This is a genomic window from Streptomyces sp. NPDC050842 (assembly GCF_044456565.1).
Classification (GTDB): Bacteria; Actinomycetota; Actinomycetes; order Streptomycetales; family Streptomycetaceae; genus Streptomyces.
Map to the genome: position 1 here is coordinate 581,179 of NZ_JBITGA010000001.1, position 20,702 is coordinate 601,880.

The 20,702-nt window shown below is 72.8% G+C and carries 17 protein-coding genes and 1 pseudogene; 6 read left to right on the forward strand and 12 right to left on the reverse strand.

Going from position 1 to position 20,702, the window contains the following annotated elements:
- Positions 1-66: 66 nt before the first annotated feature.
- Positions 67-630 (forward strand): annotated as a pseudogene (locus ACIBG6_RS02610) (amidohydrolase family protein); the annotation flags it as partial.
- Here the strand turns inward: ACIBG6_RS02610 and ACIBG6_RS02615 are convergent.
- Genes ACIBG6_RS02615 through ACIBG6_RS02625 form a run of 3 tightly spaced genes read right to left on the reverse strand, consistent with a single transcriptional unit; the run spans position 627 to position 3,117 of the window.
- Positions 627-1,715 carry a sensor histidine kinase gene (locus tag ACIBG6_RS02615; RefSeq protein ID WP_399220640.1) on the reverse strand — a complete coding sequence of 363 codons (1,089 nt, stop codon included), beginning with the start codon at positions 1,713-1,715 and terminating at the stop codon, positions 627-629. The pseudogene ACIBG6_RS02610 and the gene ACIBG6_RS02615 sit on opposite strands and share 4 nt — an antisense overlap.
- Entirely contained in the window at positions 1,708-2,409 is a 702-nt protein-coding gene (locus ACIBG6_RS02620; RefSeq protein ID WP_399220641.1) for a response regulator transcription factor, read from the reverse strand. The genes ACIBG6_RS02615 and ACIBG6_RS02620 overlap by 8 nt, the downstream gene beginning before the upstream one ends.
- Positions 2,410-2,418: 9 nt before the next feature.
- Positions 2,419-3,117, reverse strand: a complete 699-nt coding sequence (locus ACIBG6_RS02625) for a VanZ family protein (RefSeq protein ID WP_399220642.1) — start codon at positions 3,115-3,117, stop codon at positions 2,419-2,421.
- A 214-nt stretch (positions 3,118-3,331) separates the two neighbouring features.
- Between ACIBG6_RS02625 and ACIBG6_RS02630 the strand changes: the two genes are divergently transcribed.
- A complete protein-coding gene (locus ACIBG6_RS02630) occupies positions 3,332-4,693 on the forward strand; it encodes a cytochrome P450 (RefSeq protein WP_399220643.1) in 1,362 nt (453 codons plus the stop codon).
- On the opposite strand, the gene ACIBG6_RS02635 is transcribed toward ACIBG6_RS02630, so the two are convergent.
- The 5 genes from ACIBG6_RS02635 to ACIBG6_RS02655 are packed head-to-tail and all read right to left on the reverse strand — an operon-like array spanning position 4,690 to position 10,211.
- The gene (locus ACIBG6_RS02635; protein ID WP_399220644.1) at positions 4,690-5,604 is read right to left on the reverse strand and encodes an adenosine kinase; all 915 of its coding nucleotides are present in this window, start codon (positions 5,602-5,604) and stop codon (positions 4,690-4,692) included. The genes ACIBG6_RS02630 and ACIBG6_RS02635 overlap by 4 nt on opposite strands.
- A 59-nt stretch (positions 5,605-5,663) precedes the next feature.
- Positions 5,664-6,545 carry an amidohydrolase family protein gene (locus ACIBG6_RS02640; protein WP_399220645.1) on the reverse strand — a complete coding sequence of 294 codons (882 nt, stop codon included), beginning with the start codon at positions 6,543-6,545 and terminating at the stop codon, positions 5,664-5,666.
- 8 nt (positions 6,546-6,553) lie between these two features.
- Positions 6,554-7,438 (reverse strand): 3-hydroxyacyl-CoA dehydrogenase NAD-binding domain-containing protein, encoded by an 885-nt coding sequence (locus tag ACIBG6_RS02645; RefSeq protein WP_399220646.1) that lies wholly within the window; start codon positions 7,436-7,438, stop codon positions 6,554-6,556.
- Positions 7,435-9,450: an acetoacetate--CoA ligase gene (locus tag ACIBG6_RS02650; RefSeq protein ID WP_399220648.1), complete on the reverse strand. Its 2,016-nt coding sequence runs from the start codon at positions 9,448-9,450 to the stop codon at positions 7,435-7,437. The genes ACIBG6_RS02645 and ACIBG6_RS02650 overlap by 4 nt, the downstream gene beginning before the upstream one ends.
- Positions 9,447-10,211, reverse strand: coding sequence for a crotonase/enoyl-CoA hydratase family protein (locus tag ACIBG6_RS02655; RefSeq protein ID WP_399220649.1), 765 nt, complete (start codon positions 10,209-10,211; stop codon positions 9,447-9,449). Before ACIBG6_RS02655 ends, ACIBG6_RS02650 begins: the two co-directional genes overlap by 4 nt.
- Positions 10,212-10,329: 118 nt before the next feature.
- On the opposite strand from ACIBG6_RS02655, the gene ACIBG6_RS02660 reads away from it, so the two are divergent.
- Entirely contained in the window at positions 10,330-10,755 is a 426-nt protein-coding gene (locus tag ACIBG6_RS02660) for a MarR family winged helix-turn-helix transcriptional regulator (protein WP_399220650.1), read from the forward strand.
- A gap of 52 nt (positions 10,756-10,807) precedes the next feature.
- On the opposite strand, the gene ACIBG6_RS02665 is transcribed toward ACIBG6_RS02660, so the two are convergent.
- The 3 genes from ACIBG6_RS02665 to ACIBG6_RS02675 are packed head-to-tail and all read right to left on the reverse strand — an operon-like array spanning position 10,808 to position 14,618.
- Positions 10,808-11,245: a nitroreductase family deazaflavin-dependent oxidoreductase gene (locus ACIBG6_RS02665; protein ID WP_399220651.1), complete on the reverse strand. Its 438-nt coding sequence runs from the start codon at positions 11,243-11,245 to the stop codon at positions 10,808-10,810.
- Positions 11,246-11,305: 60 nt separating this feature from the next.
- Entirely contained in the window at positions 11,306-12,232 is a 927-nt protein-coding gene (locus ACIBG6_RS02670; protein ID WP_399220652.1) for a LysR family transcriptional regulator, read from the reverse strand.
- Between the two features lies 1 nt (position 12,233).
- Positions 12,234-14,618, reverse strand: a complete 2,385-nt coding sequence (locus tag ACIBG6_RS02675) for an FdhF/YdeP family oxidoreductase (RefSeq protein ID WP_399220653.1) — start codon at positions 14,616-14,618, stop codon at positions 12,234-12,236.
- A gap of 481 nt (positions 14,619-15,099) precedes the next feature.
- Between ACIBG6_RS02675 and ACIBG6_RS02680 the strand changes: the two genes are divergently transcribed.
- The 3 genes from ACIBG6_RS02680 to ACIBG6_RS02690 are packed head-to-tail and all read left to right on the forward strand — an operon-like array spanning position 15,100 to position 18,262.
- The gene (locus tag ACIBG6_RS02680) at positions 15,100-16,299 is read left to right on the forward strand and encodes a molybdopterin molybdotransferase MoeA (RefSeq protein ID WP_399221166.1); all 1,200 of its coding nucleotides are present in this window, start codon (positions 15,100-15,102) and stop codon (positions 16,297-16,299) included.
- Between the two features lie 32 nt (positions 16,300-16,331).
- Positions 16,332-16,511: a hypothetical protein gene (locus ACIBG6_RS02685; protein WP_399220654.1), complete on the forward strand. Its 180-nt coding sequence runs from the start codon at positions 16,332-16,334 to the stop codon at positions 16,509-16,511.
- Positions 16,505-18,262 (forward strand): FUSC family protein, encoded by a 1,758-nt coding sequence (locus ACIBG6_RS02690; protein WP_399220655.1) that lies wholly within the window; start codon positions 16,505-16,507, stop codon positions 18,260-18,262. The genes ACIBG6_RS02685 and ACIBG6_RS02690 overlap by 7 nt, the downstream gene beginning before the upstream one ends.
- Here the strand turns inward: ACIBG6_RS02690 and ACIBG6_RS02695 are convergent.
- Positions 18,240-20,510 (reverse strand): FdhF/YdeP family oxidoreductase, encoded by a 2,271-nt coding sequence (locus ACIBG6_RS02695; protein ID WP_399221167.1) that lies wholly within the window; start codon positions 20,508-20,510, stop codon positions 18,240-18,242. The two genes, ACIBG6_RS02690 and ACIBG6_RS02695, sit on opposite strands and share 23 nt — an antisense overlap.
- Positions 20,511-20,702: the final 192 nt, after the last annotated feature.

A 20,702-nucleotide genomic window follows, 5' to 3' on the forward strand; every position in this document is an offset into this window, starting at 1 on the left:
TCTGTACGAGGCTGACGAACGCGCACGTCCTCACGATGGACCCGGACCACCCCGTCGCCCACGACCTCCCTCGACGCCCTGGAACGCGCCCAGGAGCTGCGGCCCCGCCCCGACGCCCGCCACCGGATCGAGCACGCCGGGCTGATCCGTCCCGACCAGCTGCCCCGCCTCGGGCGCCTCGGTCTCAGCGCCGTGGTCCAGCCCAACTTCCTGCGGTACTTCGGCGACGACTACGCGGAGATCATGGGGGAGCTGCGGGCGCCGTGGATGTACCGCGGCCGGGGATTCCTGGACCACGGCGTCACCCTCGTCGGCAGCTCGGACCGCCCGGTCACGGACGGCTCGCCGCTGCGGGCCGTCCAGTTCATGGTCGAGCGCGCCTCCCTCTCCGGCCGCCGGATCGGCCCGGACGAGGCCGTCACCGTCGACGAGGCCCTGCACGCCTACACCGCCGCCGGCGCGTACGCCTGCCGCTGGGACGACACGGCGGGCAGCCTGAGCCCCGGCAAGCGCGCCGACCTCGTGGTCCTGGGAGACGACCCGCGCCGCGTCGACCCGTCCCGGATCGGGGACATCGAGATCGTGGCGACGTACGTGGACGGCCACCGCGCCAGGGAAGGAAAAGCCTAGGCCGCCTGTGGCGTGCCGGGAAGCCGGACTGTCACCAGGAGACCGCCGGCGGGGCGGGGAGTGAGGTCGAGGGTCCCGTCGTGGGCGCGGACGATGCTGTGCACGATGGCCAGGCCGAGGCCGACCCCCGCGTGCTCGTCGGTGCGTACCCGATCCGTCCCGCGCCGGAAGGGTTCGGTGAGGGTCGGCACCAGGTCCGGTGGGAGCGGCGGGCCCGTGTTCTCGACCCGCACCACGTTCGTGTCGCCGTGCGCCTCGGTGTGGACCGTCACGGTGCCGCCGGCGGGGAGGTTGTGGACGACGGCGTTCTGGACGAGGTTCGTCACCATCCGCAGCAGGAGCTCCGCGGAGCCGCCGGTCCAGGCCGGCCCGCCGGTGACGTCGAGCGTGGTCCGGCGCTGTTCCGCGAGGGGAAGCAGTGTCTCGGCGGCTTCCTCGGCGACGAGGGAGAGGTCGACGCTCTCGCGGATGACGATTCCGCGATCGCCGCGGCTGAGCAGCAGGAGGGCCTCGGTGAGGTCGATCGCCCGTGCGTTGACGGCGTGCAGGCGCTCGACGAGTTCGCCCCGGTCCCGCGTGGGGTCCTCGCGGGCCACGTCGAGGAGCGTCTTCGAGATCGCCAGCGGGGTGCGCAGTTCGTGGGAGGCATTCGCGGCGAACCTCTGCTGCTCGGCGACGTGGGAGTCGAGCTGTTCGAGCATCGAGTCGAACGCGTCGGAGAGTTCACGGAACTCGTCCTGCCGGCCCTTCATGCGGATCCGGTGGGAGAGCGATCCGCTGCCCGCCCTCCGTGCCGCATCCGTGATCTGTGTGAGGGGCGCCAGCATCCGCCCGGCGAGGAGCCAGCCTCCCAGGAGGCCGAACACGAGGAGGAAGGCCATCGCCACGGCCGCGGCGGGGGCGAAAGTACGCACGAGGAGGTAGCGGTTGGGTGCGACCCCGAGGAGGCCCTGGGAGTTGTCGGGTACGTAGCGCAGCAGGAACCCCCACACCACGGCCAGCAGGAGGGCGCCGGCGACGGCCAGGAACCCGGCATAGCTGAGGGTGAGCTTCAGCCGGGCGCTGAGGCCTGGGCGTCTACGCACGCGTACCGCCGGGACGGGTGGTGCCAGGGCCGGGGCCGGTGTCGATCCGGTAGCCGACGCCGGGCACCGTGGCGATGAGCCAGGGTTCGCCGAGCCGTTTGCGCAGGGCGGAGACGGTGATGCGGACGGCGTTGGTGAGGGGGTCGGCGTTCTCGTCCCAGGCCCGTTCCAGCAGCTGTTCGGCGCTGACGACCCCGCCTTCGGCGGCGACGAGGACGTCGAGCACGGCGAACTGTTTGCGGGTGAGCGCGACGTAGCGCCCGTCGCGGAAGACCTCCCGGCGGAAGGGATCGAGCCGGAGTCCGCCGATCACGCGGACCGGCGGCCGGACGTGCGCGCGTCTGCGGTCGAGCGCCCGCAGCCGCATGACGAGCTCCCGCAGCTCGAACGGCTTGGTGAGGTAGTCGTCGGCGCCGAGCCCGAACCCGGAGACCTTGTCGTCGATCCGGTCGGCGGCGGTGAGCATGAGGATCGGGATGCCGCTGCCGGAGGCGACGATGCGCCGGGCGACCTCGTCGCCGGAGGGGCCGGGGATGTCGCGGTCGAGAACCGCGAGGTCGTAGGAGTTGACGCCGAGCAGTTCCAGGGCGGAGTCGCCGTCGCCGGCGATGTCGGCGGCGATCGCCTCCAGCCGGAGACCGTCACGGACGGCTTCCGCCAGGTAGGGCTCGTCCTCCACGATCAGTACGCGCATGTCCGAAGCCTAAGCAGCACGACGTATCGCCGACGTATGCGGGGACGCGCCCGCCGGACCGCGCCACCAGCGGCGCGACGCCAGAGCGGCCAGTACGGCGCCGGTGGCGTTCACGAGGACGTCGTCCACGGAGGACACCCGGTCGAGTCGCAGGACGTACTGCGCGGTCTCGACCAGGACCGAGCAGCCCGCCCCGAGGGCCAGGACCCGCGGCACGGACGCCGGCGCCGCGAAGCGCATCGGGGCGAAGAACCCCAGCGCCGCGAAGACCAGCAGGTTGCCGCCGATCCCGAGGGGCCCCATCGTCACCAGGTCCCGCAGCGGTACGAGGCTCATCCTGGCCGGGACGATGCCGGCCCCACCGCCCGGCATCATCGTCATCCAGAGGAACGGCAGCGTCCCGTGGACCATGCCCACCTCGGCCAGCGACATCCGCCACGCGCCGGTGACGCCGGCGGTACGCCGACGGTGCGCCAGAGCCCACACCACCAGCGCGGACAACGGCAGGGCAACCAAGGTCATGAGCACGACACCGTTGAACGTGTCGAAGCAGCCGTGCCACCGCCCCGCCATGCACCGCGGAGCGGACATCAGGAGCGGCCTCCGGATGACGAAGAGGGCGCTCGCCACGCCGAGGAGGGCCAGACCGATGAGCACGATCCCGCGCGTGCGGCGGGGCGGTGCTGACAGGGACGCGTCGTGGTTCATGTCCTCATTGGAGCGGGAGGGCTGTTGCGGTGGCGTAGGCGTTTTTCGATATGCCCGCGATACAGCGCCGCAGCTCGTCAACCTGACAGCGATCCGGGTGACGGCCGCTGACCTGCCGCTTTCCGGGCCGGACGCATATGACGCCAGGAGGCTGGGCTAGATACGACGCGTGGACGGGCGGGACCGGGCGAGACAAGAGGAGCCGTAGCGCGTCATGAAGGACTTCCCCTCGATCCCTGTCGCTCCCTGTGCGCTGCCCCTGATCGGGCACGTCGTGCCGCTGCTGCGGGATCCGCTGGCGTTCCTGAACTCGCTGCCCGCCCTCGGTGAGCTGGTCCGCATCCGGCTCGGCCCCCTCACCATGATCGTGATCTGCGATCCGGAGCTGACGTGGCGAGCCTTGCTGGACGACCGCATCTTCGACAAGGGCGGCCCGCTGTACGACCGGCTGCGCGAAGTGATCGGCGACGGCGTGATCTCCTGTCAGCACCAGGCGCATCGCCGGCTGCGGCGGCTGTCCCAGCCCGCCTTCCACCAGGCGCGGCTTCCGGACTACGCCCGGGCCATGACGACCTGCGCACAGGAGACGGCCGATTCCTGGAGTCCCGGCCAGGTCCTCGACGTGCCCGCCGAGATGATGGCGACCAGTTCCAGAATCATCACCGCCACGCTGTTCTCCGACACCCTGCCCTCGACCGCGCACGGTCGGCTCGTCGACGACGTCACCACCGTGGTCAAGAGCCTCTATCAGCGGATGTTCCTGATCCCGCCGCTGGATCGACTGCCCACCCCCGGCAATCGGGCCCACCTTGCCGCCCGCACCCGCCTCCACGACACGGTCGAGCGCGTCATCGCCCAGCGCCGCGCCGAGGGCGCCGACTACGGTGACCTGCTCTCGGCCCTGGTCGCGGCCCACGACCCCGAAGACGACCGACCGGGCATGACCGGCGCCGAGATCAGCGACACGGTCGTCTCCTTCATCCTGGCCGGCATCGAGAGCACCGCCGCCACACTGTCCTCGGCGCTGGATCTGGTGGCCCGCCACCCCGAGATCGAGCGGCGGTTGCACGCCGAGGTCGACAGCGTCCTGGGCGGCGCGCCGGCCACCCACGCCGACCTGCCGCGCCTGCGACTGACCGAGCGCGTCATCACCGAGACCCTCCGGCTGCGCCCGCCAGGCTGGTTCTTCACCCGCGTGGTCACCGCCGACACGCACCTCGGCGGGCACCTGCTGCCGGCCGGGACCAGCGTCGCCTACAGCCCCTACCTCATCCACCACCGGCCCGACCTCTACGACGACCCCGAAGCCTTCGCCCCCGATCGCTGGGCCGCCCCGCACCCCCGACCTCCGCGCCACGCCTTCCTCCCCTTCGCCGCGGGCGCCCGCAAGTGCATCGGCGACTCCTTCAGCATGATCGAGGCCACCCTCGCCCTCGCGACCATCGCCGCACGCTGGCGCCTGGAGCACGTGCCGGGCCACCGAGGCCGCCTCGCCGCGGCGGTGACGCTCGAACTCCGCGACCTGCACATGCAGGCACGACCACGCACCACGACGCCCGCTCCGGACACGGCCTAGGTCAGGGGCGTCGGCTCGGCGGTCTCCCGGAGGAGGGTCGCGCGGTCGATGGTGTCGCTCCCGGTCGCCGGGACGGTGCACGCGTACGCGCCGGCCACCGCGCCGAACAGCGCGCACCGGGACGGGTCCTCACCCGTCAGCCGGCCGAAGAGGAAGCCGGAGGCGAAGGCATCCCCGGCGCCGTTGGAGTCGACCACCGGCGCGTGCGGCGCGACGGCCGGGACGTGCGCGAGACCGTCGGAGGTCAGCAGGTACGCGCCCTCGGCCCCGGCGGTGGCGACCACGACGTCGGCCCGGCCCCGCTCCAGGATGCGCCGCATGGTCTTCTCCGGGTCCACCAGGGCCGCGGTGGAGACGAAGACGATGTCCGCGCCGTAGGCGAACGGCTCGTGATACGGGTTCTCGCCGTCCCAGTCGTGCAGGTCCGTGGAGATCGTCAGACCCGCCTCGCGCAGCACGGGAAAGGCGAAGGCGCACGGGTACGTGATCGAGACGTGCGCGTGGCGGCTCTTCGCGGCCAGGGAGCGGACCAGCTCCTCGGGCAGCCGGTCCGACGCGTGGGAGCGGCTGTCGTCGTAGAGCGAGAGCCGCCGCCCGTCGGGGCCGACGAGGTTGACGGCCCGCTTCGTCCCCCCGGGCAGGGGCACTTCGGTGAAGTCGATGCCCCGGTCGCGGTGGAAGGCGCGGACGAGGTCCCCGTGGGTGTCGGCGCCGATCATGTCGAGGTGGTGCGTCCGCAGGCCCAGGGAGGTCAGCCCCAGGGCGACGAAGTCGCCGGTCTGCCCCGCCCGGGCCTCGATGCCCGGCCGGATCATGTAGCTGTCGGCGTACGGCAGGGGGAGCTCGGGGACGTACACGATCGTGTCGACGCCCGAGCCTCCCAGGACGAGGACGTCGTACTCGCCGGCCATCGCTGCTCCTCTCCGCAGGCAATATCTTGCTGACTGTTGCAGCAAGATATTGCACGGCGTCAGAGGCCGAGAAGACGCACGGCGTTCTCCTTCAGAATCAGCGGCCGGACCTCGGGCTTGATGTCGAGGGCGTCGAAGTCGGCCAGCCAGCGGTCCGGGGTGACGACGGGGAAGTCGGAGCCGAACAGCACCTTGTGCCGGAGGAAGGAGCCGGCCGCCTTGACGAGCTGCGGCGGGAAGTACTTCGGCGACCAGCCCGACAGGTCGATATGGACGTTCGCCTTGTGGGTGGCGATGGAGATCGCCTCGTCCTGCCACGGCACCGACGGGTGCGCCAGGACGATCGTCAGGCCGGGGAAGTCGGCGGCGACGTCGTCCAGGAGCATCGGGTCCGAGTAGCGCAGCTTGATGCCGCGGCCGCCGGGCAGGCCCGCCCCGATGCCGGTCTGCCCGGTGTGGAACAGCGCGGGGACGCCCAGCTCCTGGAGCGCCTCGTAGAGCGGGTAGTGCTCGGGCGCGTTCGGCGCGAACGCCTGGAGGCTCGGATGGAACTTGAAGCCGCGGACGCCGTGGTCGAGGACCAGCGAGCGGGCCCGGTCGACGGCGTCGGGACGGTGCGGGTCCACCGAGCCGAACGGGATGAGGACGTCGGGGTGTTCGGCCGCGGCCGCCGCGATCTCCTCGCTGGACAGGGCCGGGTGGCCGAGGCCCGTCGTGGCGTCCACCGTGAAGATCACGGCGGCCATCCGGCGTTCGCGGTAGTGGGCCGCGAGGCGCTCGACGGTCGGGGTGCGGTCCTGGCCGGACCTGAAGTACGCGGCCGAGGCGTCCATCAGCTCCGCGTCGAGCGCGAGATGCCCGTGGGCGTCCTGCTCGACGTGGACGTGGAAGTCGATCGCGGTCAGCGCGTCGGGATTCAGCGAAGGGAGCGGAGAGGTCATCGGAGTGCTCACAGGTGGTCGGTCCGGTTCTTGGCGTCGAGCAGGAGGGCCAGGAGGGCGTCGCGCGCGGCGACGACATCGGCCTCGGCGGTCCCGTCCAGCTCCTCGGCGACGCCCTGGGTGATCTTGTGGGTCAGCTCGGGCGTGAGGCGCGGCGCTCCGAGGTCGGCCCACCACTCCTCCATGGGCGGGCCGAGATGCTCCAGCACGTGGGCGATGCCTCCCGCGCCGCCCGAGAGGTGCTGGTTGAGGAAGGGCCCGAGCAGCGCCCAGCGCAGACCGGGGCCGTGGGCGATGGCCGTGTCGATGTCGGCGACACTGGCCGCGCCCCGGTCGACCAGGGAGTACGCCTCGCGCCACAGCGCCGCCTGGAGCCGGTTCGCGACGTGCCCGGGCAGCTCCTGGCGCAGCCGGATCGGGCGCCGGCCGAGGCCGCGGTAGAACCGCATGGCCTCGTCCACCGCGGCCTCGCCCGTGCGCTCGCCCGGCACGACCTCGACCAGCGGAATGAGATGGGGCGGGTTGAACGGGTGCCCGACGAGGACCCGTTCGGGGTGGGCCGCGCAGGCCTGCTGGATCCGGGACGGGAGCAGCCCGGAGGAGCTGCTCGCCAGCACGGTCTCCGGCGGGGCGGCGGCGTCGAGCACGGCGAACACCTCGTCCTTCAGGTCGGGGCGCTCGGGGCCGTTCTCCTGGACGAATCCGGCGTCCGCGACGGCCTCGGCGAGGTCCGCGGTGAACGTCAGCCGGGTCTGGTCGGCGGTGACGGCCGCCCGGAGCCTGGCCTCCGCGCCGGGCGCCGGATCGGTGGCGACGACCTCGTGCCCGTACCGGAGGAAGAGGGTGGTCCAGGAGGCCCCGATGACGCCGGTCCCGACGACGGCGACCCTCATGACGCGCTCCCGGGCGTCGCCGTGCTCCCGGGCTGGGCCGCGCTCCCGGGCTTCGCCGCGCCGCCGCGCGTGGTGGCGTACGCCACGAAGGTGTCGAGCGAGCGGGGGTCGGCGAGGACGTCGGTGCTCGCGACGGACTCGGGGGCCGCGCCGAGGAGGATCCGCTTGACCGGCACCTCCAGCTTCTTGCCGGTGCGGTTGCGCGGGACGGCGGGCACCCGCTCGATCACGTCGGGGACGTGCCGGGGCGACAGCGCCGACCGCAGCGTGCGGGCGATCTTCGTACGGAGCGCGTCGTCGAGCTCGACGGGGCCCGCGACGAAGAGCAGCAGCTCGCCGTTGCCGCCCTCGGGGTCCTCGATGTGGACGACGAGGCTGTCGTCGACCTCGGGCAGGTCCTCGACGACGGCGTAGAACTCGGCGGTGCCGAGCCGGACCCCGCCACGGTTGAGGGTGGCGTCGGAGCGGCCGGCGACGACGCAGTGGCCCTCGGGCGAGAACCGCACCCAGTCGCCGTGCCGCCACACACCCGGGTACTCCTCGAAGTAGGCGGCCCGGTAGCGGGAGCCGTCCGTGTCGCCCCAGAAACCGACGGGCATCGACGGCATCGGCTCGGTGATCACCAGCTCGCCCAGCTCGCCGACGACCCGATTCCCCTCACCGTCGTAGGCGTACGCGGCGACCCCGAGGCACGGGCCGGAGATCTCCCCCGCGCGCACGGACTGGAGCGGGCTCCCCTGGAGGATCCCGGTGCACACATCGGTGCCGCCGCAGCCGACGTTCAGGAGCAGCCGGTCGCCGAACTGCTCGGCCACCCAGCGGAAGCCGTCGGCGGCGAGCGGGCTGCCCGCCGCGCCGAGCTGCCGCAGCCGCGACAGGTCGAACTCCTCGGCGGGCCGGACCCCCGCCTTGCGGCAGGCCATCAGGTAGCCGGGACTGACGCCCATGAGCGTCGCCCCCGTCTCCTCGGCGATCCGCCACTGCTCCCGCAGCTCCGGGTGGACCGGATTGCCGTCGATCATGACGATCGAGGCCCGGACGAGCAGCGCCGAGACCAGGGTGTTCCACAGCATCCACGCGGTGGTGCTGAACCAGAGCATCCGGTCGCCCGGCTTGAGGTCCCAGCTCAGCGCGTTGTTCTTCAGGTGCTCCAGGAGGATCCCGCCGTGGCGGTGGACGATCGCCTTGGGGATGCCGGTGGTGCCGGAGGAGAACAGCACGAACAGCGGATGGTCGAACGGCACGGGCTCGAACGGCACGGGCCCGGGGGCGGGCTTCGCGAGCAGCTCCGCCCAGCCCAGCGCGTCGGGCAGCGCGTTCGGGCCGTACGGGACGTGGACGACCCGCTCCACGGTGGGGAGCAGCGCGGCGATCTCCGCCACTTCGGTACGGCGGTCGACGTCCCGCTCGCCGTAGCGGTAGCCGGCGACGGTGAGCAGCACCTTCGGTTCGAGCTGGGCGAACCGGTCGACGACGCTGCGCGGCCCGAACTCCGGCGCGCAGGCCGCCCAGACCGCCCCGATGCTCGCCGTGGCGAGGAACGCCACCAGGGTCTCGGGGATGTTCGGCAGATAGGCGACGACCCGGTCGCCCTTGCGGACGCCGAGGCGGAGGAGCCCGGCACGGGCCCGGGCGACGTGGTCGCGGAGCTCGCCGAAGGTCAGCTCGACCGGCGCCCGGGTCTGGGAGTGGGCGACGACCGCGACGGCGTCGTCGTCGGTTGCCTCCCGCCCGAGGGCGTGCTCGGCGTAGTTGAGGGTCGCGCCCGGGAACCACTCGGTGTCCGGCATCGACCTGCGGCCCAGGGTGGCGGTGGGCGGGGTGTGCGGGCGGACGTCGAAGAACTCCCAGATCGAGGACCAGAAGCCGTCGAGGTCGGTGACGGACCACTGCCAGAGGCTGTCGTAGTCCGGGAACGACAGCTGCCGCTCCGACTCCAGCCAGCGGAGGTAGCGCCCGATCTCCGACTCGTCCCTGACCCGGGGGCCGGGGGTGCTGAGGATCTCGCTCATCGGGTGACCTTTCCGGCGCGGCCGTCGAGGAACGCCCGCATCCTCTGCTGGGCGTCGGAGCTGCCGGCGGCGACGGCCGCCATGAGGGATTCGAGCAGGAGGCCGCCGGCGGGGGAGGCCTCGGCGATCCGGGGGAGGGCCTGGAGGACGGCGAAGTTGGTCAGCGGCGCGTTGGCCGCGATCCGCTCCGCGAGCTCCAGGGCCTTGGCGCGCGCCCCGCCCCCGTCGGTCAGGTAGTGCGAGAGGCCGACGGCCTGTCCCTCGGCGGCGTCGAGGACGCGACCGGTGAGCATCATGTCCGCCATCCGGTGCGCGCCGATCAGCCGGGGGATCCGGACCGAGCCGCCGCCACCGACGAACAGCCCGCGCTGCCCCTCCGGCAGCGCGTAGAACGCGGACGGCTCGGCGACCCGGATGTGCGCGGAGGCCGCGAGCTCCAGGCCGCCGCCGATGACCGCGCCCTTCAGCGCGGCCACCACGGGGACCCGCCCGCCCTCGATCGTGTCGAAGACGCGGTGCCACATGAGCGAGTGCTCCAGAGCCTCCTCCGTGGACCGCTCCGTCAGCTCGCCGAGGTCGAGCCCGGCGGAGAAGTGGTCGCCCTCGGCGTCCAGGACGACGGTCCGGACGTCGGGTCCCGGCTTCCGGAAGAACTCCTCGATGCGCAGCACCGTGGCGTCGTCGAGGGCGTTGCGCTTGGCCGGGCGGCAGAGCGTCAGGACCGCCACGCCGTCGCGGCGGTCGATCGAAAGCGTGCTCAAGAAGGACTCCTCAATCATCAGGAATCCTGAGTATCGGAGGATGCCCCGCCGCCAGGCAAGGGGGATTGCGCTAGAATTTTCGACAGGATTCCTGATGATGGTGAGAAGGGGAGGGGATGTGACGGACGCCGCTCCGCCGTCTCTGCTGTACTCGGTGAAACAGGTCGAGCTGGCGACCCGGGCCCGGCTCGACGAGCTGCTCAGGCCCGCGGGCGTGACCGCCCTCCAGTACACGGCGCTGACCGTGCTCGAACGCCGGGACGGCATGTCCTCGGCGGAGCTCGCCCGCAACTCGTTCGTCACGCCCCAGTCGATGTCCGACCTGGTCGGAGCCCTGGAGCGGCGCGGCCTCATCACCCGGTCCCCGGACCCGGCGAGCCGGCGGCGCCACGTGATCAGCCTGACCGACGAGGGCCGCGCCCTGCTCGCCCTCCACGCGCCGGCCGTCCAGCACCTGGAGGACGAGATGCTCGCGGGCTTCACCGCCCGCGAGCGCACCACCTTCCGCGACTTCCTCAACCGCGCCCGCGCGGCGCTCGGCTGACACCGGCGTCCGCGCGGGCAACGGCGGACCGAGGGCCAGGACCTGTCCGGTCCTAGCTGATGGGCTCGACCACGAACACCGGGATCTCGCGGTCCGTCTTCCGCTGGTAGTCCGCGTAGTCGGCGAAGGCCTCGACCGCCCGCTCCCACCACGCCTGCCGCTCCTCGCCCGTGACCAGGCGGGCCTTCATGTCCCAGGTCCGCGGGCCGTCGCGCAGCTCGACCAGGGGCGTGGCGACCAGGTTGTGGTACCAGACGGGGTGCTTCACCGCCCCGCCGTTCGACGCCACCAGCGCGTAGGCGCCCTCGTGCTCCACGCGCATCAGCGGCGTCTTGCGGAGCTTGCCGCTCCGTGCGCCGACGTTCGTCACCAGGACCACGGGCATGCCCCGCATCGTGGTGCCCTCCGTGCCGCCGGACGACTCGTACAGCTCGACCTGGTCGCGCACCCATGTCGACGGGCTGGGCTCGTACTCACCTTCGAGGGGCATGGCTGTCCTTTCGTCTGCGTCGTCCGCATCGTCTGCGGCGGCGGCCGGTATGCGGACAGGCTACGGCGCGGGGTCCCCCGGCAGCCTCTCCAAGGCTGCGGCGACATCCGTCCGGCGGGCGACCTCAGTGAGCGCCCGGGCCATGACCGAGCCCGGTTCCCGGGCGACGGTCACCAGGCCGACCGGCACCGTGCGCGCGGGCCCGACCAGCGGCACCGCCCGCATCCCGTGCGGCACGCCGAAGACGTGCAGCCAGGTGTGCGGCACGATGCTCGCCCACCGGCCCGTGCGGACGTGGGCGAAGAGGGCGGCGACCGAGTCGGTCTCGACCCGCGGCGACGGCCGTACCCCGGCCTCCGCGAACACCTCGTCGAGCACCTGACGCCCCTGCATGGCCTCGGTCAGCAGACACAGCGGCAGCCGCGAGGCCTCCGCCCAGGTCGCCGTCGTCACATGGACGAGGCTGTCGGCGGCGTCGGTCAGGAGGACGTACCGCTCCTCGTACAGCGGGACCGACCGGAGGCCCTCGGCGAGCCCCTTGTGGAGGTACGTGATCCCGGCGTCGATCTCGAAGGACCGCAGCTGCCGGAGCACCTCCTCCGCCTGGAGGTCCGCTGTCACCTCCACCGTGACCAGCGGATGCGCCAGACAGAACGGGGCGGTCAGCTGGGCGACCGCCCCGGACGCGGTCGGCACCGCGCCGATCCGGATCCTGCCGCCGAGCCCGCCGCGCAGGGCGCCGACCTCGCTCGTGAGGGCGTCGCGGTCGGCGAGGATCCGCTGCGCCCACACCACGATCCGTTCGCCCTCGGGCGTGAGGCCCTCGTACGTACGGCCGCGCAGGACCAGCGGGACGTCCAGCTCCTCCTCCAGTTTCCGTACGGCCTCGGAGAGCGCGGGCTGGGAGACGTGACAGGCCTGGGCAGCGCGCGCGAAGTGACGCTCCCGGGACAGGGCCACCAGGTATTCGAGTTGACGGAACAGCACCTCACGGGTCTACCCGAGAGCCCGGCGGAACGCCAATCGGCGTCACCGCCCCGGCCGAAGCCCCGGCGGAAGCCCCGGTCGAAGTCCCGGCCGAAGCCCCGGTCGGTTCGGCGGGCTCAAGCCGGATCAAGACACCCTTGGACGTCGGGCAGTTGCTGATGTCGGCGACACTGTCCAGCGGCACCAGGACGTTCGTCTCGGGGTAGTAGGCCGCGGCCGAACCGCGGCTCGCCGGGTACGCGACGACCCGGAAGCCCTCCGCGCGGCGCTCCCTGCCGTCGTGCCAGACGCTCACCAGATCCACCGTGTCGCGGTCGGCGAGGCCGAGGGCCGCCAGATCGGCCGGGTTGACGAGGACGACCCGGCGCGCGTCGTGGATGCCCCGGTAGCGGTCGTTCGGCGCGTACCAGACGGTGTTCCACTGGTCGTGCGAGCGCAGCGTCTGCAACAGCAGGTGGCCCTCGGGGACATGCGGCATCGTGAACGCGTTCCGGGTGAAGACCGCCTTGCCGCTCGGGGTGGGGAAGACCCGCGCGTTCACCGGGTTGGGCAGGGTGAAGCCGCCGGGCACGGACACCCGCGCGTTGAAGTCCTCGAAGCCCGGTACGACACGGGAGATCCGGTCGCGGATCGTCCCGTAGTCCGCCTCGAACTCCTCCCAGGGGACGGCCGGTTCGTCGCCGAGGGTCAGCCGGGCCAGCCGGCTGACGATCGCGACCTCGCTGAGGAGCTGGGGAGAGGCCGGCGGCAGCTTCCCCCGGGAGGCGTGCACGTCGCTCATGGAGTCCTCGACGGTCACGAACTGCTCGCCGCCCGCCTGGACGTCCCGGTCGCTGCGGCCCAGGGTCGGCAGGATGAGGGCCGTGTCGCCGCAGACGGTGTGCGAGCGGTTGAGCTTGGTGGAGACGTGCGCCGTGAGCCGGCACTTCCGCATCGCCTCCTCGGTGACCGCGCTGTCGGGCGTGGCCCGGACGAAGTTCCCGGCGACGCCGAGGAAGAGCCTGGCCCGGCCCTCGTACATGGCACGGATGCCGTTCACCGCGTCGAGCCCGTGCCGGGTGGGCGGCGTGAAGCCGAACTCGCGCCCCAGGGCGTCGAGGAAGGCCTGCGGCATGCGCTCCCACACGCCCATCGTGCGGTCGCCCTGGACGTTGCTGTGGCCGCGCACGGGGCACACGCCGGCGCCGGGCCTGCCGATGTTGCCGCGCGCGAGGAGGAAATTGACGACCTCCCGGATGGTGGGCACCCCGTGCTTGTGCTGGGTGAGCCCCATCGCCCAGCACACGATGATCCGCCCGCTCCCGAGGACCCGTTCGTGCACCTCCTCGATCTCCTCGCGGGTCAGGCCGGTCGCCCGCAGGACGTCGTCCCAGGAGGTCTTCCGCGCGTGCTCGGCGAACTCGTCGAAGCCGGTCGTGTGGGCCCGGATGAAGTCGTGGTCGAGGACCGTGCCCGGCGCGGCGTCCTCGGCCTCCAGGAGCAGGAGGTTGAGGGCCTGGAAGAGCGCGAGGTCGCCGCCCGCGCGGATGTGCAGGAACTGATCGGCGATCGGCGTGCCCCGGCCGATGATGCCGCGGGCCTTCTGCGGGTGCTTGAAGCGCAGGAGACCGGCCTCGGGCAGGGTGTTCACGGCGACGACCCGCCCGCCGTTGCGCTTGGTCTCCTCCAGCGCGGAGAGCATGCGCGGGTGGTTGGTGCCCGGGTTCTGGCCCACGACGAAGACCAGGTCGGCGTGGTGGATGTCGTCGAGCGAGACGCTGCCCTTGCCGATGCCGAGGGTCTCCGACATCGCGGACCCGCTCGACTCGTGGCACATGTTGGAGCAGTCCGGCAGGTTGTTGGTGCCGTAGGCGCGGGCGAAGAGCTGGAGGAGGAAGGCGGCCTCGTTGTTCAGCCGGCCGGAGACGTAGAAGAGGGCCTCGTCGGGGGAGGCCGACGCCTTGAGCTCCGCTGCCAGCAGCCCGAGCGCCTCGTCCCAGCCGACCGGCTCGTAGTGCGTCGCGCCGGGGCGCTTCACCATCGGCTCGGTCAGCCGGCCCTGCTGGTTGAGCCAGTAGTCGGACTTCCCGTCCAGCTCGGCTATCGAGTGCTCGCGGAAGAACTCCCGGGTGACGCGGCGCGAGGTCGCCTCGTCGTTGATGTGCTTGGCGCCGTTCTCGCAGTACTCGTTCCGGTGCCGCTCGCCCGCCGGGGGCTCCGGCCAGGCGCAGCCCGGACAGTCGATGCCCTTGGGCTGGTTGATGTTCAGCAGGGTCAGCGCGGTGCGGAGCGGGGACGTCTGCCCGAGGGAGTACTGGAGCGCGTGCGTCACGGCGGGCAGACCCGTCGCCCAGGTCTTGGGCGCGGTGACCTTCAGGTCGTCGCTGGGGTCCTCGATGAAACTCATGTTCCGCTCTGCCTCTTTCCCCATTCCGGCTCGCGCTGCGGGGGAAGCTTCGTGGGATTTCCCGGGCAATGTCAAAGAGGTGTTTCCGATGAGGTGACAGGCGCGGCCTATCGATGTGTCGCACGGCTGTGTACAGGGGTTCTGTGGTCGGATAGGCGCCGCCGATGAACCCATCGAGAATCCCTCTTTGACTTCCCGAGGGAATGCGCCGAAGGTGATCGGCGGGTGATTGTTCCGGTTTCGCCGGCCGACCGGAACGACAGCGAATTCCGGCACCGCACGACTGAAGGGGAGCCGGATGTACCAGATGCCTCAATGGATCGCCGCGGCCGAGGCCGAACTGGACAGGGAGCTCGCCCTCGAAAGGCTGCTCGGCTCGACCAACGCGCGGCCGCCCGCGCCCACGCCCGTGCCGCTGCCCACGCCCGATCCCGCGCTTGCACGCGAGCCCGCGCTTGAGCCTGCGACGGCGGGTCTCCCCATGGCGTGGGAGCAGGCCCGCGCCCGTGCCCGCCTCGGGCAGCCGCTGCCCGTCGTCACCCGCGACCTGGACGCGGCCCTCGGCCACGCCCTCGCCGGACCGCTGACGGCCCTCACCGACCTGCCGCCGTTCGACACCTCGGCGATGGACGGCTGGGCCGTCGCCGGACCCGGGCCGTGGCGGCTGCGCGGCGGCCGCGTCCTGGCGGGCGGGCAGCCCGAACCGCTGGGCGACGGCACCGCCGTCGCCATCGCCACGGGCGCCCGCCTGCCGACGGGAGCGAGCGCCGTACTGCGCACGGAGCACGGCGAGGCGGGGGCGGACGACGGCATGCTGTTCGACCGCTCGGGACGCCCGGCGGCCGGTGGCGTGGGCGCGGGCCCCGGCCGTGACGTCCGGGCGCGGGGGCAGGAATGTCGCGCGGGCGACACCCTGCTTCCCGCCGGGACGGCCGTGACCCCGGCCGTCGTCGGCCTGGCGGCCGCGGCCGGTTACGACCGGCTGGTCGTCCACCGCCGCCCCCGCGTGGAACTCCTCGTCCTCGGCGACGAGTTGCTGGAGTCCGGCCCGCCCCGCGACGGACTCGTCCGGGACGCGCTCGGCCCCCTCCTCCCGCCGTGGCTCGCCCGCCACGGAGCGGAGCTGACCGGCCGCCGCCTCCTGGCGGACGACTTCGCACGGCTGCGGGACGCCCTGCGCGATTCCACCGCCGACGTCGTCGTCACCACCGGCAGCACTGCCGCCGGGCCCGTGGACCATCTGCACGCCGCCCTCGGCGAGTCGGGCGCGCGGCTCCTGGTCGACTCCGTCGCCGTACGGCCCGGCCACCCCATGCTGCTCGCCGAGCTGCCCCCGTCCCCCGACGGCCGGCCCCGCCACCTGGTCGGGCTGCCCGGCAACCCGCTGGCCGCCGTCGCCGGTACGGTCACCCTCGCCGTACCCCTGCTGCGCCGCCTCGGCGGCCACGCGGAACCGGACCCCGCGGCGTGCCGGACGGCCGCCGCCGAGACGCTGCCCGGGCACCCGCACGACACGTGGCTGCTCCCGGTGCGGCGCGTGGCGCACGGGGTCGCGCCGCTGCCGTTCGGCGGACCGGCGATGCTGCGCGGTCTCGCCGTGGCCGACGGCCTGGCGGTCGTCCCGCCCGGCGGCGTCCCGGCCGGGGCCGACGTCGAGATCCTGGACGTACCGGGACCGTGAACAGCGGACGAGCCATCCCCGTGGAGAGCCCGATGCCGTACCGCCCCGCATCCGCCGACGCCCCGATGCACCGCTGCCTCCGCGTCGTACGCGACATCTCGCTCTTCTCCGAGGAGGTGTACGCGGTCGAGGTGTACGCGGCGGTGGCCGCCGCGTACACCTCGGCCGGCTCCTGCCCGCATCGCGCGGCGGAGTGGGTCGGCGCGTGCTGAACGGTCTGCGGCGTACGGCGGGCCGGGCGCGGAGCGCGCTCTCCCCGCGCGGCGCGCTCGCCCTGCAGAGCGTGGACGGCGCCCTGTCCTTCGCGCTGCGGGCCGCCCTCGCGATGGCCCTGCCCGCGCTGCCGATGGCCCTGGCGGGCCGGGCGGACCTGGCCGTCTACGCCATGCTCGGGTCCTTCACCACCACCTTCGGCCGCAATCTGCCCTACGCGCGGCGCGCCCGCGTGCTCGCGCTCGCCGCGGTGGCCATGACCGCGTGCGTGGGCGGCGGTTCGGCGCTCGCCGCGTGGGCCGAACCGGCCGGCGGGGGAGCGGGCGCCGCCGTGGTGGTCGCGGCGACTGCCGTCGTGGCCGGACTCGCCAAGCTCGCCTGTGACGCGGCCCGCCTGAGCGGCCTCGGCGCGGTGCTGCTGCTCTTCTCGTTCGCCGTGGCGGCCAACAGCTCCTCGACGACGGCCGACGTCCTGCCCCACACCGCCCTGGCCGCGTCGGGCGCCGCCGTGGCCTGGGTCCTCGCCGTGTCCGGCCGGCTCGTCCACCCGGACCGGCCGCAGCGCCTCGCCGTCGCCGCGGCGCTCCGCGAGCTCGCGGACCTCCTCGACGTCCAGGCGACCACGGGCACGGCGTACGACAGCGGGCTACCGCGCCACCGCGCGACCGCCGCCGTCCTCCAGGCGTACCGGACACTCGGCCGCGTACCGCCGACCGCCGCCGATGCCGCACGCGGAGACCGGGACGGCACCTGCCTGCGGCTCGCCGACCTCGCCTGGTCACTGCTCATCGGCATCGCCCGCCGCCCGTCCGACGACCCCACCGGCCTGGCCCGCTCCCTCCGCGCCCAGGTCCGGCTGCTCGTGAGCCGTCGCCGGCGGGACCCGGGACTCCTGCCCGAACTCGCGCTCCTGTCCGCCCTGGCCAAGGACGACACCGGCCCCGACCCGCCGCCGCCCGCCCCCACCACCCGCCGCGCCGCCGAACTCCGCGCGGCGGAACTGCTGACGGGCGGCAGAAGCGCCGAGACGCACGCCTCGGTCCTGCTCGTCCCCGCGCTGCGGATGGTCCTCGGCACCGGTCTCGCGGGCGGCGCGGCCCTCCTGCTCGGCCTCGGCCACGGCTACTGGGCGGCCGTGTCCGCCGCCGCGGTCCTGCACTCGGTCAACGTCCGTACGGCGACCCAGCGCGCAGTCCAGCGCACCCTGGGCACCGTCGTCGGCCTGGCCCTCGCGCTCGGCGTGCTCGCCGCGCGCCCCGAACCCGTCGTGCTGGTCCTGGTGATCGTGCTCCTGGAGTTCCTGCTCGAATACGTGGTGGCCCGCAACTACGGTCTCGGTGTCGTCTTCCTGACACCGCTCGCCCTGCTCCTGACCGACCTGGCCGCCGACTCCCCGGCCGAAGCGCTCGTCCAGGACCGGGCGCTGAGCAGCGTCCTCGGCATGACCATCGCCCTGGTCTGCGCGCTGCTCGTCGTCCACGACCGGGCGGCCGTCCGGGCGCAGCGCGCGCTGGCCGCGTGCACGGACGCCGCCGACGGCGCGGAACGCGCCCTGGCCGAGGGGGCACAGGTGTCGTTCCCGCTCGTGCAGACGCGACTCGCGGCGGCCGTCGTGGAGCTCCGCGAGGCCGACGACGCCGCGGCGGGCGAGCTCTGGCCCGCGGAGATGGATCCCACCGAACTGGCCGCCGCGGAGCAGCGCGCGTACCGGCTCCTCGATCGGCTCGTCAGGCCGCCGGGCCGATCGTGACCTTGACGTGCTTCATGATCGGCTGGTCGCTCTGGGTGCTGTAGTCGCCGAGCGCGCACAGCACGTTCATCTCCGGCATGTAACCGGCCGCGCAGCCCCGGGGGATGTCGTACGGGACCGCGAGGTAGCCGCGCAGGAAGCGCCGGCTGCCGTCCTTCGCGGTGCTCGTGATGTCGACGGGCCCCAGGTCGGGGATGCCGCGTTCACGCATGTCGGCCCGGTTCATGAAGACCAGCGTGCGGAGGTTCTTGACGCCCCGGTAGCGATCGTTGTCGGAGTAGATCGTGGTGTTCCACTGGTCGTGGGACCGCATGGTGCCGAGCGCCAGGGTGCCGGGGGCGGGGACGACGTCGGGCAGCGCGGCCGAGGAGAACTCGGCGCGTCCGGACGGGGTGAGGAAGACCAGTTCCCGCGCGGGCTGCTTGATGCGGAAGCCGAGGGGCAGCCGGACCCGCCGGTTGAAGTCCTCGAAGCCGTCGAGGGCCCGGGCCATGGTGTCGCGGATGCGGTCGTAGTCCTCGACGTACCACTCCCACGGCGTCTCGCTGCCGGGCAGCGCCGCGCGCGCCATGCCCGCGACGATGGCCGGCTCGGACAGCAGGTGCGGCGACGCGGGGCGCTTCATGCCGACGGAGAGGTGGACCATGCTCATCGAGTCCTCGACCGACGTGCTCTGGATCCCCTTGCGCTGATGGTCCTTCTCGGTCCGGCCGAGGCAGGGCAGGATCAGGGCCCGACGGCCATGGACGATGTGGCTCCGGTTGAGCTTGGTGCTCACCTGCACGGTGAGGTCGCAGTTGGCGAGTGCGGCGTACGTGTACGGGGTGTCCGGCGCCGCGAGTGCGAAGTTGCCGCCCATGCCGACGAACACCGTGATGTCGCCGTCGTGCATCGCCGGGATGGTCCGGACGGTGTCCAGGCCGTGCTCGCGCGGCGGGTCGATCTTGCAGACCTCGGCGAGGCGGTCGAGGAACGCGTCGGTGGGGCGGTGGTCGATGCCGCAGGTGCGGTTGCCCTGGACGTTGCTGTGGCCGCGGACGGGGGAGGGGCCCGCGCCCTCGCGGCCCAGATTGCCGCGCAGCAGAAGGAGGTTGACGATCTCCCGGACGGTGTCGACGCCGTGCTCGTGCTGCGTGACGCCCAGACACCAGCTGACGATGGAGCGGTCGGCCTCCCCGTACACGCGCGCGGCCGCGAGGATGTCGGCGCGGCTCAGCCCGGACTGCCTCTCCAGCTGCTCCCACGACGTGGCCTCGCACACCGCGCGGTACTCGTCGAAGCCGGCCGTGTGCCGGTCGATGAACTCCCGGTCCAGCGCCTTGGGATCGGTCTCCGACTGCTCCAGGACCGCCTTGGCCATGCCGCGCAGCAGCGCCATGTCGCCGCCGATGCGCGGCTGGAGGTTCAGGGTGCTCGTCTTCGTCGTCTTGAAGAGGGCCATGTCGAGGAAGTCGTGGGGGACGATCGTACGGGTGGCGGCCGCCTCGACCAGCGGATTGACGTGCACGATCTGCGCCCCCCGGTGGTGAGCCTCCGCGAGGGCGGTGAGCATCCGGGGCGCGTTGGAGGCGGCGTTGACCCCCAGGATGAACAGCGCGTCGGCGGTCTCCCAGTCCTTCAGGTCGACGGTCCCCTTGCCCGTGCCCAGCGAGGCCGTGAGGGCGCGGCCGCTGGCCTCGTGGCACATGTTGGAGCAGTCGGGCAGGTTGTTCGTGCCCAGTTCGCGGGCCATCAGCTGGTAGAGGAACGTGGCCTCGTTGCCGAGCCGGCCGGAGGTGTAGAAGGCCGCCTTGTGCGGGCTGTCCAGCTCGCGCAGGGCGCGGCCGACCACCTCGAACGCGTCCTTCCAGCTGATCGGTACGTAGTGGTCCGTGTCCGGGTCGTAGACCATCGGCTCGGTCAGCCGGCCCTGGTTCTCCAGGTCGTAGTCGCTCCACCCGGCGAGCTCGGTGACCGAGTGGGCGGCGAAGAACTCGCGCCCGACGCGCTTGCTCGTCATCTCCCAGGTGACGTGCTTGATGCCGTTCTCGCAGATGTCGAGGTGCAGGCCCTTGGTGTCGTCGGGCCACGCGCAGCCGGGACAGTCGAACCCGGTGTTCTCGTGGTTCATCTTCATGATCGCGCGGGGGCCGTCCACCAGCGCGCCTTCGGCGACGAGGAAGCGCGTCACGCTCTTGGCCGCGCCCCAGCCGGCCGCGGGGTGGTGGTACGGGTGGAACTCCGGTTCGCCCTCGGGAGTGGGCCCCACACGGGCTTCCGGGTGCGCGGGCCGCTCGGGGGGCTCCGGGCGGTCCGAGCCTTCCGGGCGTTCCTGGTCGTCGCGGTCGGCAGCATTCACGACTCTCAACCCTTCCGGCCTTCGGGCACGGGGAGGCGAAACGGCTTTCTCCGGCAGGCTAGGTCGGGCGAGGACCCCCTGCCACTCGACCCCGGGGGTCTC